This window comes from Geobacter sp. FeAm09, from assembly GCF_008330225.1.
Classification (GTDB): domain Bacteria; phylum Desulfobacterota; class Desulfuromonadia; order Geobacterales; family Pseudopelobacteraceae; genus Oryzomonas.
In genome coordinates, this window is the sequence record NZ_CP042466.1 from 1,793,306 (window position 1) to 1,808,791 (window position 15,486).

The window sequence follows — 15,486 nt, forward strand, 5'->3', positions numbered from 1 at the left end:
AAGGAGACCTGGCCAATATGCTGAATGTTATTCTTGTTACCTTGAAAGGAGTGTTCCGAGACCGAGTCTTTCTAGGGATCGCAGTTCTATTGGTATTATTTTTATTTATTCCATCCGCTGCATCTCTTTCAATGCGTCAAGTGACGGAACTGTCCATTACGTTGTCATTGTCACTTATTTCTTTCATTTTACTACTGCTAGCGGTTTTTTTGGGGGCAACTTCCATTTGGAGAGACATGGAGCGGCGTTATACCTACAGCGTTCTTAGCCTTCCAGTCAATCGCAGTTTCTATTTGTTTGGACGCTTTTGGGGGCTGGCTCTGTTTCTCATTTTGACTTCTACCGTTTTGGGCGCAGTAACGTGTTTGGTGATAAAGGTTGCGTCAGGCATCTATCCTCCCGACCGACCGATCATGTGGGGTTATCTGGCATTAGCTATCATATTCGCCACCCTCAAATATATTCTACTGATTGCTGTGGCTATTACGCTGTCAACAGTCAGCACTTCCTTTTTTTTACCAATCTTTGGTACCATTTGCATTTTTATTGCCGGTGGCATAACACAGCAGGTGTATGAATATCTTAACTCATCTGCAGTTCAGGCAACCATTTCTCCTTTTTTCAAGATGGCAGCAACGGTAGTCTATTATCTCCTTCCCAACCTGACTGGCTTTGACCTGAAGGTCAATGCCATTTATAGCATTGCTCCAGATCCACGGGGATTGTATCTGACTTTTGCATATTTTCTGGCTTACACATCCATTTTATTGGGTTGTGCGGCATTAGCGTTCAGCCGGAGGGAGTTGAAATGATCCGCGATATGGCGTCTGTCAGTCTTCTGGCAGTCGGCTTGCTTGTCTATCTTGTGGTCGTCAGTCCTTTCACAAGCTATATGCGTAACAAGCCAATTGAGGAAAAGCTCGGTTTCGTGCCGAGCGTTAAATTGCTCAAACCGCTGAGTGCTGACCAGAAGGAGTTGGTCGGGGCCTCTTTGTCCATGAAGGTTTTGATGTATTATGGCGGCGTTCTTGAAAAAATTCAGGGGCGCAAGGTAATCACAGAATCACCGGACCTGCTGGGAATGTCCCGTCTGCTCCATGGGGCGGTACAGCTTGATCCATATAATATGGATGCGTACTATTTTGCACAGGGGTTTCTAACGTGGGATGCCCGACAATTCAAGGTGGCCAACAACTTACTCCAATACGGCATGAAATATCGTACCTGGGACTGGTATCTACCGTTTTATGCTGGCTTTAATCACGCTTATTTTTTGAAGGATTTTAAGAAAGCTGCCGAATATTACCGCAGGGCTGGAGAACTGTCTGGACAGGAGTTGCATATCAGCCTCGCGGGCAGATATCTGCAAGAGTCAGGACAGACAAACCTTGCTATCGGGTACCTTAGAGCGATGATTGCGTCCTCACACAACGAAACCGCGCGAAAATCCTTTGAGACAAGGCTGAATGCCTTCGAAGGCGTGCGAATGATCGAGATTGCCCGCGACCGTTTTCGTGGAAAAAAAGGACGGGAACCGTTATCTGTGGCTGAGTTGCTCAAGTCAGGTTTTTTGGAAACCCTGCCAAGCGACCCCTATGGCGGGCAGTTCTACCTTGAGCCTGATGGCAAAGTGTCAACCACCAGCAAATTTGCTTTTGGAGGAAAAACGAAGTGACCGCGTTCAACGCCCTTGATATCCAAGGTCTGTCCAAAACATTCATCGGCAAGCGCCGCCAGCGTGTCGAAGCGCTCAAGGGCCTGTCCCTTTCCATTGCCCAGGGCGAAATCTTCGGCTTCCTCGGCCCCAACGGCGCCGGCAAGAGCACGACCATCAAATGCCTGATGGGGCTGATCCGGCCGACGGCCGGCACGGCTACCATCATGGGCGAACCGATCGGCAGCGTCGCGTCGCGGGCGAAAATCGGTTTCCTGCCCGAGAACCCGGCCTTTTACGATTACCTGTCCGCCGAGGAATATCTCCGCTTTGTGGGCAAGACCTTCAAGATGCCGGAGGCCCTCCTGACCCGCAGGACGGACGAGGCGTTGAAGCAGCTCGAACTGTGGGATGCCCGCAAGCGGCCCATGCGCGGCTACAGCAAGGGGATGGTGCAGCGGGTCGGACTGGCGCAGACCTTGATCCACGATCCCGACCTGTACATCCTGGACGAACCCATGAGCGGGCTCGACCCCATCGGCAGGGCACTGGTGAAGGAGATCATCCTCGATCTGAAGAAACGGGGCAAGAGCGTTTTTTTCAGCACCCACATCACCGACGACGTGGAAAAGGTCTGCGACAGGGTGGGGGTGATCGTCAAGGGACAGCTGGAGGCCCTGGACAGCGTCGAGAATATCGTGCGGCAAGGGATTGAAGGGTACGTCGTGCAGACCAGGCTGAACCAGGGCAATCATGACGCTTTGGCGGCTTTTGCCGTCATGCGCAGGAATGACGCCTTCGCGGAGTACTTCGTGCCGGTGGCGCGCTTCAATGAATTCGTGGCGTTGGCCGGGCAGCATTCGGTGGAGGTCACGCTGGTGGAAACGAAACGCAAGGACCTGGAAAGCTTCTTTCTGGAAATTGTGGAAAAGAGGAATTCATAAGCCATCGCCCTGCCGGACGGCTCCTCCCAATGCCTCCGCAAGCTCCTTCATCCGGTACGGCTTGATCACCGCACCGCAAAAACCATACTCTTGGTAGTGAGCCATGATCGGATCGCTGGAATATCCGCTGGAAACCACCAGGCGTGCCGCGGGATCAAGCTCAAGAATCACCCGGGCGGTCTCCTTGCCCCCCATGCCTCCCGGCACGGTCAGGTCCATGATGACGACATCGAAGGGGGTGCCCGATTCCTGTGCCGCCCGGTAACGGGAAACTGCCTCTTCACCGGTGGTGCAGGTCGTTACCCGGTACCCCAAAAGATGGAGCATCTTGGTGGCAAGGTCGAGGATCATCTCGTCGTCGTCCATGACAAGGACGGAGCCGCTGGCCGGGGGGGCGCTCGCCACGGCACCGTCTTCCGGGCGGCCGGCGGCCGGCGTCGCCGCGCCTGCTGCCGGGAGATGGATGGTGAAGGTAGCCCCGGTGCCGGCGCCGGAACTGACGGAGATGTGGCCGCCATGCCTGGTGATGATCGAGTAGACCGAGGAAAGCCCCAACCCCGTGCCGCCCGCTTTGGTGGTGAAATAGGGATCAAATATCTGCTTCTGGATTTCATTCGGGATACCGCATCCCTCATCTGAAAAAGTCAGTTTGACATATTCCCCTGCTGCCACCCCCAGAGTGTTGCTGTCGTCCAGCGTGACGTTTTCAGCCGTAATGGCCAGCCGCCCGCCACCCGGCATGGCCTGCACGGCATTGATCACGATGTTGTTGAAGGCCTGATTGATCTGGCCCGCATCCGCCTCGATGATGCGCAGGTCCGCAGGAAGATCAAGGGCGGCCGTCACCTCGGTGCCCCGCAAGACCAAAGAGACGGATTCCTCCACCAGCCGTTGTACCGAAAGCGGCTTTTTGACCGGTTCGCCTCCTTTGGCAAAGGTCAGCAGTTGGCCGGCAAGTTCGGCGGCGCGTTGTGCCGCCTTCTCCGCCTGCTCCAGGGGTTCGCGGGCCTTATGCGCCCCATCGATGAACAACTGGGCAAAGGATATGTTCCCCAGGATGCTGGTGAGGATATTGTTGAAATCATGGGCGATCCCTCCGGCCAGAAGTCCCAGGGATTCGAGCTTCTGCACCTTCAGGAGTTCGTTGTGGGTGAATTCGCGTTCGGTGATGTCGGTGAAGATGGCAAGGGCGCGGTTGCGGATGAGTTGGGTGTTGATGATTACGTGCCGCACCGTGCCGTTCTTGCAGGTGATTTTTGCCTCCCGGGGCACAACCTGAGTGCCATCCGCCATTTCCGATAACCCGTTCGTCCATGCTGCGGCAACCTGTTTGCGGTAGCCGGGTTCGGGATAGGCCTTCAGAAACCATTGGTCGGTCGTGGGGATATCGTCGATGGTGTAGCCAAAGTGGCTCACGAAGCTGCTGTTCACGTATTCGATGACCCCGTGGTAGTTCGTTATGCCGACGCCCACGGGAAGCGCTTCCATGAGCAGCTTCAAGGTCTGTTCGCTCTCCCGCAGCATCTCCTCCGCACGTTTGCGCTCCGTAATGTCCCGGGCGATGTTGAGGATACAGGGGGCACCCTCGATGTCGATACGGCGGGCCGACATCTGCCCGACAACAATCGTTCCATCCTTTCTTCTGAATTCGGCCTCGTGATTCATGGCGATACCGTGGGCATTGATTTCACGCACCAGGCAAGCCCGGTCCTCGGGGTTGACCCAGATGTTCAGTTCAAGGGACGATCTGCCTATGACCTCTTCCGGCTGATAGCCGGTAATGGCGCTGAACCCTTCGTTCACCTCCAGGTAGATGCCGTCTTCCAGACGGTTGATGCTGATCGAGTCCGGCGAAATGCGGAATGCGGTGGAAAACTTTTCTTCCGAGAGGCGGAGCCGTTCCTCGGCCCGCTTGCGTTCGGATATGTCCCGGACCATGGCCAGGATGCAGCCGTTGTCGTCAAGCGTCGTCTTGCACAGGGTGATCTCTGACGGGAAAACGCTCCCGTCCTTCTTTTTGCTGACCCATTCAAATACTTGGGAAGAACCGGTCAGCGCGCGTTGGAGCAATTCCTGCGCCTCCTCGGCAGAGTAGGGGGGCGTGCCGAGGCTCATGTGGCCGAAGGTCATTGCGAGAAATTCGCTGCGGCTATAGCCGAACATGGTGCAGGCGGTCTGGTTGGCGTCGATGAAGCCGCCGGTCCCGGCATCGTTGATGAATACGGCGTCGTACATGTTGTTGTAGATGGTCTGGAATCGCTCTTCGCTGGTCCGTCCCCGCTGCTTCGCCTCCATTGTACCGGTGACATAACGGGCAATGAGATGGAACAGGAGTGCGGCAGTGACAAGGACAAAAGCAAATCCCTTGAAGATGGAAATGCTGGCAATGGTGGCCGGGGACCTGACGAAGAATTCGAGGGCTGAATCGGACAGATAGATCCATAGCGAGCTGAAGGCGGCATAGATGCCGACAATCTTGAATACCTGCCAAAGTCCCCTTGTTTTGAAAGGATGGTACACCGAAATGGCCTCTCAATGAAAAACGGTTGATGATGGGTGCCGATGTGCCTGCGGGCAATGGGTTGCAACATTAACCCAAAATAATATATTCGAAAAGCCTTTTGGCGACAATCCGGATGAAAATGTGTGTTCCGCGCCGTTTCAGCCTGTTTGGGATACATTGTACAGCCACAGCGAGATCTGGCAAGGTGATGCCCTTGATTACGGCTCGTGGGTGTTGCCCGGGAATATGCCCAGCACCTTGACTTGTTGGAAGAAAACGCGTACAAACAAAAATAATTTTCGTTTAATCGTGAGTATCTTTCATGAACAAAGAGCAGGGGCGCGCCATTCTCCAACGGCTGAAGATGAAGGTCACCCCCAAGCGGCTGGAGGTTATGTGCTGCCTGGGAAGCGAGCCGCTCTACCTTTCCGCCGACGAGGTCTGGCATCGCATCAGGGACCGGGTCGCCAGCGTCGGGCTGCCCACGGTGTACCGCATCCTCGATGAGCTTGCCGAGGCCGGCGTCATTACCCGCATCTTCCTGGCCGACCGCAAACAGTACTACTTTCTTTGCGCCAACCAGGAGCACCATCATCATTTCGTGTGCGAGTCCTGCCGGCGGGTCGAGGACCTGGGCCAGTGCGTGCTCGGCGATGGCGCTCTCGATGTGGTTCAGCGTTCGGGCGGGCGCGTGACGTCCCATATCCTGCAAATCAACGGGGTGTGCGGCACCTGCAGCACTCCGCGCGAGGGAACGGCATGCCGGACGAAATAGTCAGGACGGAGCGGCTCTGCTGCAGTTATCGGACGGGCCGGGTCTTGGAGGACATCTCCATCTCGGTGGCGTCGGGCGATTACGTCGGGATTGTCGGCCCCAACGGCTCGGGCAAGAGTACGCTGGTGCGCGCCCTGATGGGACTGTGCGCCATCAGCGGCGGCGACGCCTCCCTGTTCGGCGTGCCGTGCAGCCGCTTCAACGCCTGGGGCCGAATCGGGTATCTGCCCCAAAGCCTGCACTTGCTCAATCCCATATTCCCGGCCACCGTGGCCGAAACGGTCGGCCTCGGCCTTTTGTCGTTGAAGCGCTTCCCCCGCCGGTTGACCGCTGCCGACCGGGCGAAGGTGGATACCGTCCTGGAGCAGTTGGATATCCAAACCCTGCGCTCCAAACTGATCGGCGAGCTTTCCGGCGGCCAGCAGCAACGCGTTCTTCTGGCCCGCGCCCTGGTCAACGACCCGGATCTGCTGATCCTGGACGAGCCGACCGCAGCCCTGGACCCTGAGATGCGCGAACGTTTTTATGCGCTGATGGGCGAAATAAACCGTTCCCGGCAGGTTACGGTGCTATTGGTGACCCACGATACCGGCGCCATAGGGAAATACGCCTCGAAGATGCTGTATCTGGATAAGCGTATGCTCTTTTACGGTAATTTCGAGGAGTTCTGCCGCTCCACGGACATGTCGGACCTGTTCGGGGAACATTCCCAACACTTGATGTGCCACAGGCATTAGTTCACCATGAATTATATCGAAATACTCTCATACGGTTTCATCCAGCGGGCGCTTCTGGCGGGAACGCTGATCGCCGTGCTCTGCTCGGTGCTGGGCGTGTTCCTCGTGCTGCGGCGGCTTTCCCTCATCGGGGACGGCCTGGCTCATGTCACCTTCGGCGGCTCCGCCATCGCCCTGTCGCTCAAGCTCTATTCCGCTTCGGCACTGCTGGTGTCGCTGCCGGTCGTGCTGCTCTCGTCCCTGGGCATCCTCAAGCTGACGGAAAAAGCCCGCCTGAACGGCGACAGCGCCATCGGCATCGTGTCGGCGCTGGGGATTTCGGCGGGTATCATTCTGGCGAGCGCGGGGGAGGGTATAACGTTGACCTGCTGAGCTACCTGTTCGGCAATATCCTCTCCATAACCTCCCAGGAGGTGGGCATTGCCGCCGTGTTGTTCTGCGTGGTGATACTGCTGTTGTCCCTCTTTTTCAACGACCTGCTCGCCATCTCCTTTGACGAGGAACTGGCCCGGGTATCCGGCATACGGACCGCAACCATCAATGCGGTGCTGGTGTCGTTGACGGCCCTGTCGGTGGTCCTGGCGATGAAGCTGGTGGGGATCATGCTGATCTCGTCGCTCCTGATCCTGCCGGCGGTGTCGGCCCTGCAACTGGCCCGCAGCTTCAAGTCCTGCGTTGTCCTGGCCGCCCTTCAGGGGGGCTGTTCGGTCGTGGTCGGCATTTTCCTGTCCTTCGCCACCAACCTGCCCACCAGTGCGATGATCGTACTGCTCAATCTGGCCTTTTTCAGCCTCGCCTTCCTTGCCCGGCGCTGTCTGCAACCTAAAAGTAATAGCTGAAGTCCTTGATTTCAAAAGGCGACTCATTCAGGCACTCGATAAAGACGTCCACCAGGAACGGGTCGAATTGGCTTCCCTTCTGTTCCTGCAGTTCCCGGATGGCGGCCTCCTTGGTCTGGGCCGGCCGGTAGGAGCGGACGGAGAGCATGGCATCGAAGGCGTCGGCAATGCTGACGATGCGGGCATGGAGCGGAATCTGCTCACCCTTGAGGCGGGCGGGGTAGCCGCTGCCGTCCCAGCGCTCGTGATGATGCAGGATGGTGGGCACGATATGGCTCAGGCTCTCGATCCCCACGATGAAGAGCGTGCCCTTGAGGGGATGTTCCCGGATGAGGGTTTCCTCGCGCAGGTTGAGCCGCTCCGGTTTGTTGAGCACATCGTCGTCGGTGCCGATCTTGCCGATATCGTGAAGAATTGCGCCGAGGTACAGGTCGCGCAGCTTGGTCTCGGAGAGTTTCAGTTTGGAGCCGATGCCGAGGGAGTATTCGGTAACCCGTTTTGCATGCCCCTGGGTATAGGTATCCTTCAACTCCAGGGCTCCCACCAGCGCCTGGATGGTGCTGTTGAACAGGCGTTGATCCCATACCTCGTCATCCATGGCAGCGCCGGCCAGCATGGCCTTGGCGACATCTTCCGAAGCGTGGTTGCCGGCCAGCCGGGAAACGATGGCCAGGGCAAAGGGAAGTGCCGTGCCCGGACCCTTGCTGGTCATGATCCGCCCGTCGGTCACCACGGGTTGGTCAAGATAGTATGCTCCGCCAAGCCTTTCCCGGTAGGCGGGGTAGGAGGTGGCCTGCCGGCCGTGGAGCAGGCCGGCGCTGGCGAGCACGATCGGCGCGGCGCAAATGGCGCCGAGGAGTTTGCCGGCCTCGTGGAAATCCTTGAGGAGCTTGTCTACCCGGATATCCGAGTTGAGATTGTCGCTGCCCGGCTGGCCGCCGGGGAGGACGATCATGTCGAAGTCGTCGGCCCTGGCGGTATCGATGGTCGTATCGGGTATGACGGCGACCTTGCGGGCGCTGGTCACCGGCCCCGGATGCAGGCCGGCCGTCACAACCTCGATTCCGGCCCTGCGGAGCACGTCGATGACCGTAACGGCTTCAAGCTCTTCAAAACCTTCGGCTAACGGAATCAGGACCTTTGGCATGCTGTATCTCCCCGGTGGAATGCTGGATTCGGGTTCGATAGTAGCTGAGATACCGTAAAACTCAAGCATAATTCCATGGGCGAACCGGCGTGTCAGCCATCGGGCGGATACGCCGGCAGTCTGCCACCAGGCGATACCCTGCACGAATGACCACCACGGACGTACGGTGCAGCCATTGCCCCGAACAGTGGCAATTTCCCAATTTAATTGACTTTGCAGGTATTAATTGCGTATAAACAAACACTTCACCATGAACGAAAAACATCTCTTTATTGAAACCTTCGGCTGCCAGATGAATGTGAACGATTCCGAGCGGATCGCCACCATGCTGGCCGATTTGGGATACAGACCGACAACGGCGCCTGCGGATGCGGACATGATCCTGCTCAATACCTGTAGTGTCCGGGGAGGGGCGGAGGAAAAGGTCTACAAGCGCCTCAGCCATTACCGCAGCCTGAAAAAGGCGCACCGCGGCCTTATTCTGGGGGTGGGCGGCTGTGTGGCCCAGCAGGAGGGAGAGCACCTCCTGCAGAAGTTTCCCTTTCTGGACCTGGTCTTCGGCACCCATAACCTGCACCTGCTTCCCGACATGGTGCGGGGCGCGGAAAAGGGCGAGCGGCGCTGCGAAACGGCCTTCATCGATAACGACCAGCGTCTTGACCTGTTCCCTCCGGTCAAGGGGGCGAGCCGCCTGAGCCGTTTCGTGACCGTCATGCAGGGGTGCGACAATTTTTGTTCCTACTGTATCGTTCCCTATGTGCGGGGGCGCGAAATCAGCCGACGTGCGGCCGATATCCTCGACGAGGTCGGGCAACTCGCCGCAGAGGGCGTTCAGGAGGTGGTGCTGCTCGGCCAGAATGTCAACTCCTACGGCATAAAGAGCGCCAACGAGCCGAGCTTTGCCCAATTGATCAGGCAGGTGGCCGGGGTGGAGGGGATCCGCCGCATCCGCTTTACCACCTCCCATCCCAAGGATATGTCCGATGAGTTGATAGCCTGTTTTGCGGATCTGCCCAAGCTGTGCGGCCAGATCCACCTGCCGGCCCAATCGGGCAGCGACGCCATGCTTTCCCGCATGAACCGGGGCTATTCCCGCGCGGCCTACCTGGAGCGGATCCGGGCCCTCAAGGCGGCCCGCCCCGGCATCGCCATCACCGGCGACATGATCGTCGGCTTCCCCGGCGAGAGCGAGGCGGATTTCGAGCAGACCCTGACCCTGGTGGAAGAGGTCCGTTACGCCGACCTTTTTTTGTTTGTGTATTCGCCACGCCCCGGCACCAAGGCGGCGGAGCTGCCCGAGGAGCTCTCCCGGGAGCAAAAGGTGGAGCGCCTGGAACGCCTGTTGGGATTGCAGCGGCGTATCACCCTTGAGATCAACAAGTCGTATCTGGGCACCTTCCAGGAGGTTATGGTGGAGGGGGAGGGGAAGCGCCCCGGCCAGGTGTCCGGCAAAGCGGAGAGCGGCAGGATCGTCAATTTCCCCGGTGATCCGTCCCTGATCGGGAACTTCGCCACGGTACGCATCGTGGCGGCCTACCAGAACTCGCTGCTGGGAGAGCTGGCGCACAACCCGTAACCATAAAAATCCGCCACAGAGACACAGGGAAAAACAGAAAGTTCCCCCGCCGGGGAGAGTTGGTCAGATTCTGTTTGAATTTCTCCGTGTCTCTGTGGCAGAAGTTATTTGATTGAATGAAGAGAGGCAATCATGTCCACCGAATCGACACCAACCCCGGTATCCAACAATTTTCTCCGTACCATCCTCGAAGAGGACCTGAAAAGCGGCAAGCATACGTCCATCGTCACCCGTTTCCCGCCCGAGCCCAACGGTTATCTGCACATCGGCCATGCCAAGTCCATCTGCATCAACTTCGGGCTGGCGCGGGATTTCGGCGGCCGCTGTCATCTGCGTTTCGACGACACCAATCCCGCCAAGGAGGAGATGGAATACATCGAATCCATCAAGGAGAGCGTCCGCTGGCTTGGCTTCGACTGGGGCGCGAACCTGTACTGCGCCTCGGAATATTTCGAGCAGCTCTACCAGTGGGCCGAGTACCTGATAGAGCAGGGCAAGGCCTATGTGGAGGATCTTTCCGCCGAGGAAATGCGCGCCTATCGCGGCACCCTGACCGAGCCGGGCAAGGAGAGCCCGTGGCGCAACCGCCCTGTCGACGAAAACCTCGATCTGTTCCGCCGCATGCGGGCCGGCGAGTTCCCCGACGGGGCCAAGGTGCTCAGGGCGAAGATCGACATGGCCTCCCCCAATATCAACCTGCGCGACCCGGTGCTGTACCGCATCATCCACGCCAGTCATCCCCACGTGGGCGACGCCTGGTGCATCTATCCCATGTACGATTTTACCCATGGCCAGTCGGATGCCATCGAGGGGATCACCCATTCCATCTGCACCCTGGAGTTCGAGGACCACAAACCGCTGTACGAGTGGTTCCTGGACAACCTGCCGGTGCCGAGCCGCCCGCGGCAGTACGAGTTCGCCCGGCTCAACCTGACCTATGCGGTGATGAGCAAGCGCAAGCTCCACGAACTGGTCGGCCTGGGCATCGTCAGCGGCTGGGACGACCCGCGCATGCCGACCCTGATGGGCATCAGGCGGCGCGGCTATACGCCCGAGGCGGTCCGGGCCTTCTGCGAGATGATCGGGGTGGGGCGCAGCGATTCCTGGATCGATATGTCCATCCTTGAGGAATGCGTCCGCTCGGACCTGAACGAGCGCGCCCCCCGCGCCATGGCGGTGCTTCGGCCGCTCAAGGTCGTGGTGGACAACTATCCCGAAGGGCAGGCCGAGGAGTTCGAGGCCCCCAATCATCCCCAGAAGCCGGAGATGGGAAGCCACCGGGTGGCCTTTTCCCGTGAACTGTTCATCGAGCAGGACGACTTCATGGAGGAACCGCCCAAGGGGTTCTTCCGCATGGCCCCCGGCTCCGAGGTGCGCCTCCGCTACGCCTATATCGTGCGCTGCACCGGCGTGGTCAAGGACGAAAGCGGCACCGTCGTCGAGGTGCATTGCGAATACGATCCCGCATCCAGGGGAGGTTCTGCGGCCGACGGCAGGAAGATCAAGGGCACCATCCACTGGGTTTCCCGGGCCCATGCCGTGGATGCCGAGGTGCGCCTGTTCGACCGCCTTTTCAACGACCCGAATCCCGACCGGGGCGGCGCCGACTACAAGCAGTTTCTCAATCCGCACTCCGTTGAGGTCATCGGGGCCGCCAAACTGGAGAAGAGCCTGGCCGATGCCGACCCGGAGACCCGTTTCCAGTTCGAACGCCAGGGATATTTCCGTCCGGACCCCATGGATTCGCAGCCGGGAAAGCCGGTTTTCAACCGGATCGTCACCCTCAGGGATGCCTGGACCAAAAAGTGATACATGAAAGAGTGTGATATAATTATATGAAAAACAAAGAATTTAGATCGGGATTCGTCTCCATTGTCGGCCGCCCCAACGTGGGCAAGTCCACGCTGCTGAATCGCGTCCTCGGTGAGAAGATCGTGGCGGTTTCGGACAAGCCGCAGACGACCCGCACCGTTATTCGCGGCATTGTCTCCGATGAGGCGAGCCAGATCGTGTTCGTGGACACGCCCGGCATCCATGCCGCCAAAAGCCGCATGAACCGGGCCATGGTGGATGCCGCCTACGGGGCCATTTCGGGCATCGACCTGCTCCTCTTGGTGGTGGACGCCACGGCGCAACGGGACGACGCCTTTGTGCGGGAAGTGGCGGCCAAGGCCGGTGCCCCGGTCTTCCTGATCCTGAACAAGGTGGATCTGGTTGAGCCCAAGGAGCGGCTTCTGGCGTTGATCGCCACGGTTTCGCGCCTGCACCCCTTTGCCGAGGTGGTGCCGATCTCGGCCCAGACCGGCGGCAACGTGGAGCGCCTGGTGGAGCTGATCCGCGAACGCCTCCCCGAAGGACCGGCCTATTTCCCCGACGACATCCTCACCGACCAGCCGGAAAAGGTGATCTGCGCCGAACTGGTGCGGGAAAAGATCTTCCGCCTGACCGGAGAAGAAGTTCCCTATGCCACGGCAGTTATGATCGACTCCTTCAAGGAGCGGGAGAATGGTGTGGTCGCCATCAGCGCCACCATCCTGGTGGAGCGGGAAGGGCAGAAGGGGATCATCATCGGTAAAAAGGGGGCCATGCTCAAAAAGATCGGCCAGGCGGCCCGCGGCGATATCGAACGCCTGCTGGGGACCAGGGTCTTTCTTGAGCTGTTCGTCAAGGTGCAGGAACGGTGGACCGAACGGACGGCCGTTCTGAGGGAGTTGGGGTACGAATGAAACCTATTGTCGCCATAGTCGGCCGCCCCAACGTGGGCAAGTCAACCCTGTTCAACCGCCTGTTGGGGCATCGCCGCGCCATCGTGGACGATCTGCCCGGCGTGACCCGCGACCGCAACTACGCCACCATCACCCGTTTCGACAAGCCGTTCATCCTGGTCGATACCGGCGGCTTCGAACCGGTGACCGAGGATCGCCTGCTGCAGCAGATGCGGGAGCAGTCCCGCCTGGCCATGGAAGAGGCCGATGTCATCATCTTCCTGATGGATGCCAGAAGCGGCCTGACCCCGGCCGACATCGAAGTGGCCACGATGCTGCGCCGCGTCAAGAAACCGGTCTTCTACGTGGTCAACAAGGTTGACGGCGAAAAGCTGGAGAACGAATCGGCCGAGTTCTACTCCCTGGGGGTGGAGCGCCTCCATACCATATCGGCCGAACACAATCGGGGCGTCATCGACCTGATGGAGAATCTGCTGGATGTCTTTCCCGAGGCGGATGCCGAGACCCCCGATGACGAGATCACCCGGATTGCCGTGGTGGGGCGCCCCAACGTGGGCAAATCGTCCCTGGTCAACCGGTTGCTCGGTTTCGAGCGGATGGTGGCCAATCCGACCGCCGGCACGACCCGCGATTCGGTGGACACCCTTTTTACCTGCAACAAAAAGAAGTACCTGCTGATCGATACCGCCGGCATCCGCCGCAAGGGCAAGACCACGGAGAAGCTGGAAAAGTACAGCGTGGTGGATTCCCTGCGCAGCATCGAACGGGCCGACGTCGTCCTGGTCGTCCTCGATGCCGAGGAGGGGGTGACGGAGCAGGATGAACGCATCGCCGGCTATGTGCACGAGGCGGGCAGGGGGTGCGTCTTTGTGGTCAACAAGTGGGACACCCTGGAAAAGGACAACAGCACGCTGGGGGTCTACGTGGACAAGGTCAGGACCGGCTTCAAGTACCTGGCCTATGCCCCGATCGTCTTCGTATCCGCCAAGACCGGCCAGCGCATCGGCAAGGTCATGACCACCGTGGACGACGTCATGGGGCAGTACATCCACCGGGTGACGACCTCGGACCTGAACCGGGTCTTTTCCGAAGCCACGGATGCTCACCATGCGCCGTTGGCCCACGGCCGCCGCGTAAAGTTCTACTTTGCCACCCAGGTCGCTACCCGGCCGCCATCCTTTGTCATCTTCACCAATCAGCCGGACAGCATTCATTTCTCCTATGAACGCTATCTGATCAATCGATTCAGGGAGTCCTTCGGCTTCGACGGCGTGCCGATCCGGCTCATCTTCAGGGGGCGCGACAAAAACGGCGCCGCCCGCCACCCCTTAGCCAAGCGGGAGCGGCATTGATAAAGGCTTTACTTGCCCATATTGATGGTTTACAATTTAGCCCATTTTTTGCATTTCCACACAGGTAGGGGCCTTTCCGTATGAGCCTTGTCGGAAACCTTGAAGAGCTCGGGCTGGGCGAGATTCTGCAACTGATCAGCCTCAGCCGGAAGACTGGGGTGCTCTCCCTCCACAGCAGGGGACGGGAAGGGATGATCGTCTTCAAGCAGGGGCTGGTGGTAAAGGCGCTCTCATCCCTGTCCCGGACGGGGCTGGGGGAAGTGCTCGTCCAGCGGGGCGTCATGGATTCCGACACCCTCGGCAAGGCCTTGGCGCTCCAAAAGGAGAGGGGATTCAGCGAGCACCTGGGGATCATCCTGACCAAACGTTTCGCCGTGCCCCACGAAACCATCGAAGAGGTGGTCCGCGAGCAGATCGAACAGCTCGTCCTGTCGCTTTTTTCCTGGCTTGAAGGCACCTTCGATTTTGAGCCCCAGGAAAATATCGAGGCCATCGACGGCGGCATTGTCGATCCTCTGCAGTTCATGCTTTCCAAGGGACTTAACCCGCAGTTCCTGGCAATGGAGGGGACCCGGGTCGCCAGAGAAAGCCGCGCCGCCGTAGCGGACCACGGCGGCGGCACCGATGAAGCGGAAATCCCGTTTGACCTCTCCGATGTGGTTCACATCCCGGAGATCGTACCCGAACCGGCGGCCGCCCGCCCGCTGGTGATCGTTGACGATGACGGCACGACGTTGAAAACCCTGGCGGAACTGCTGCGGGAGAACGGCTATGAAGTCCATGCCATGACCAGCAGCGAAGATACGCTGATCAGGGTCGATAACCTCCATCGCGGCGGCCAGTGCCCTGCTGTCCTCGTGGACCTGATCATGCCGCGCATGGACGGTTCCGGGGTTCTCGGCGGGATTGAACTGCTGGAGCTCCTCCACAACAACTTCACGGATATCCCCATCCTGATGATGACGGACTATCATCATGCGGAAGCGGAGAAGAGGGTCAGCGACATGGGCTATGGCTGCGTGATGAAGCCCCACCGCGCCGAATGTTCCTCACCTGAAAGCATGCGGGCCTTTCTGCCGGTGCTTCTGGATGCGCTGCGCCGTTCGGAATCGCATGATGCGGCACGTGGATGACAGTGCGGCAATGGGGAGCGAGGGGGAGCGTATCGACTATGGTGAGGAACTTTCAATGAATCGACCGGGTGCGGCGCGAAGGTATGACGCTTGTGGATAC

General features: G+C 58.9%; 12 protein-coding genes and 1 pseudogene. 11 read left to right on the forward strand and 2 right to left on the reverse strand.

Going from position 1 to position 15,486, the window contains the following annotated elements; translation table 11 throughout:
• The first annotated feature begins 17 nt into the window (after positions 1–17).
• Genes FO488_RS08470 through FO488_RS08480 form a run of 3 tightly spaced genes read left to right on the forward strand, consistent with a single transcriptional unit; the run spans position 18 to position 2,598 of the window.
• Positions 18–812 carry an ABC transporter permease gene (locus FO488_RS08470; protein WP_149210160.1) on the forward strand — a complete coding sequence of 265 codons (795 nt, stop codon included), beginning with the start codon at positions 18–20 and terminating at the stop codon, positions 810–812.
• Positions 809–1,675, forward strand: coding sequence for a hypothetical protein (locus FO488_RS08475; RefSeq protein ID WP_149210161.1), 867 nt, complete (start codon positions 809–811; stop codon positions 1,673–1,675). Before FO488_RS08470 ends, FO488_RS08475 begins: the two co-directional genes overlap by 4 nt.
• Positions 1,672–2,598 carry an ABC transporter ATP-binding protein gene (locus FO488_RS08480; protein ID WP_149210162.1) on the forward strand — a complete coding sequence of 309 codons (927 nt, stop codon included), beginning with the start codon at positions 1,672–1,674 and terminating at the stop codon, positions 2,596–2,598. The genes FO488_RS08475 and FO488_RS08480 overlap by 4 nt, the downstream gene beginning before the upstream one ends.
• On the opposite strand, the gene FO488_RS08485 is transcribed toward FO488_RS08480, so the two are convergent.
• The gene (locus FO488_RS08485; RefSeq protein ID WP_149210163.1) at positions 2,593–5,118 is read right to left on the reverse strand and encodes a PAS domain-containing sensor histidine kinase; all 2,526 of its coding nucleotides are present in this window, start codon (positions 5,116–5,118) and stop codon (positions 2,593–2,595) included. The two genes, FO488_RS08480 and FO488_RS08485, sit on opposite strands and share 6 nt — an antisense overlap.
• 305 nt (positions 5,119–5,423) lie before the next feature.
• On the opposite strand from FO488_RS08485, the gene FO488_RS08490 reads away from it, so the two are divergent.
• From FO488_RS08490 to FO488_RS08500, 3 genes and pseudogenes are all read left to right on the forward strand, one after another.
• Positions 5,424–5,876 (forward strand): Fur family transcriptional regulator, encoded by a 453-nt coding sequence (locus tag FO488_RS08490; RefSeq protein WP_149210164.1) that lies wholly within the window; start codon positions 5,424–5,426, stop codon positions 5,874–5,876.
• The gene (locus tag FO488_RS08495; RefSeq protein WP_149210165.1) at positions 5,861–6,613 is read left to right on the forward strand and encodes a metal ABC transporter ATP-binding protein; all 753 of its coding nucleotides are present in this window, start codon (positions 5,861–5,863) and stop codon (positions 6,611–6,613) included. Before FO488_RS08490 ends, FO488_RS08495 begins: the two co-directional genes overlap by 16 nt.
• Positions 6,614–6,619: 6 nt before the next feature.
• A pseudogene (locus FO488_RS08500) lies at positions 6,620–7,452 on the forward strand (metal ABC transporter permease).
• Here FO488_RS08500 and FO488_RS08505 read toward each other — a convergent pair.
• Positions 7,436–8,599 (reverse strand): DJ-1 family glyoxalase III, encoded by a 1,164-nt coding sequence (locus FO488_RS08505; protein WP_149210166.1) that lies wholly within the window; start codon positions 8,597–8,599, stop codon positions 7,436–7,438. The pseudogene FO488_RS08500 and the gene FO488_RS08505 overlap by 17 nt on opposite strands.
• A gap of 250 nt (positions 8,600–8,849) precedes the next feature.
• Between FO488_RS08505 and miaB the strand changes: the two genes are divergently transcribed.
• From miaB to FO488_RS08530, 5 genes are all read left to right on the forward strand, one after another.
• Positions 8,850–10,175 (forward strand): tRNA (N6-isopentenyl adenosine(37)-C2)-methylthiotransferase MiaB, encoded by a 1,326-nt coding sequence (gene miaB, locus FO488_RS08510; protein ID WP_149210167.1) that lies wholly within the window; start codon positions 8,850–8,852, stop codon positions 10,173–10,175.
• 132 nt (positions 10,176–10,307) lie between these two features.
• Positions 10,308–11,984, forward strand: a complete 1,677-nt coding sequence (locus FO488_RS08515) for a glutamine--tRNA ligase/YqeY domain fusion protein (protein ID WP_149210168.1) — start codon at positions 10,308–10,310, stop codon at positions 11,982–11,984.
• Between the two features lie 26 nt (positions 11,985–12,010).
• Positions 12,011–12,901, forward strand: a complete 891-nt coding sequence (era, locus tag FO488_RS08520; protein ID WP_149210169.1) for a GTPase Era — start codon at positions 12,011–12,013, stop codon at positions 12,899–12,901.
• A complete protein-coding gene (gene der, locus FO488_RS08525; RefSeq protein WP_149210170.1) occupies positions 12,898–14,253 on the forward strand; it encodes a ribosome biogenesis GTPase Der in 1,356 nt (451 codons plus the stop codon). Before era ends, der begins: the two co-directional genes overlap by 4 nt.
• Positions 14,254–14,333: 80 nt before the next feature.
• Positions 14,334–15,386 carry a response regulator gene (locus FO488_RS08530; RefSeq protein WP_149210171.1) on the forward strand — a complete coding sequence of 351 codons (1,053 nt, stop codon included), beginning with the start codon at positions 14,334–14,336 and terminating at the stop codon, positions 15,384–15,386.
• Positions 15,387–15,486 lie beyond the last annotated feature (100 nt).

Coding starts and splice junctions, on each gene's coding strand:
- FO488_RS08470 (WP_149210160.1), top strand. CDS start 18: ATGCTGAATGTTATTCTTGTTACCTTGAAAGGAGTGTTCCGAGACCGA.
- FO488_RS08475 (WP_149210161.1), top strand. CDS start 809: ATGATCCGCGATATGGCGTCTGTCAGTCTTCTGGCAGTCGGCTTGCTT.
- FO488_RS08490 (WP_149210164.1), top strand. CDS start 5,424: ATGAACAAAGAGCAGGGGCGCGCCATTCTCCAACGGCTGAAGATGAAG.
- FO488_RS08495 (WP_149210165.1), top strand. CDS start 5,861: ATGCCGGACGAAATAGTCAGGACGGAGCGGCTCTGCTGCAGTTATCGG.
- FO488_RS08505 (WP_149210166.1), bottom strand. CDS start 8,599: ATGCCAAAGGTCCTGATTCCGTTAGCCGAAGGTTTTGAAGAGCTTGAA.
- miaB (WP_149210167.1), top strand. CDS start 8,850: ATGAACGAAAAACATCTCTTTATTGAAACCTTCGGCTGCCAGATGAAT.
- FO488_RS08515 (WP_149210168.1), top strand. CDS start 10,308: ATGTCCACCGAATCGACACCAACCCCGGTATCCAACAATTTTCTCCGT.
- era (WP_149210169.1), top strand. CDS start 12,011: ATGAAAAACAAAGAATTTAGATCGGGATTCGTCTCCATTGTCGGCCGC.
- der (WP_149210170.1), top strand. CDS start 12,898: ATGAAACCTATTGTCGCCATAGTCGGCCGCCCCAACGTGGGCAAGTCA.
- FO488_RS08530 (WP_149210171.1), top strand. CDS start 14,334: ATGAGCCTTGTCGGAAACCTTGAAGAGCTCGGGCTGGGCGAGATTCTG.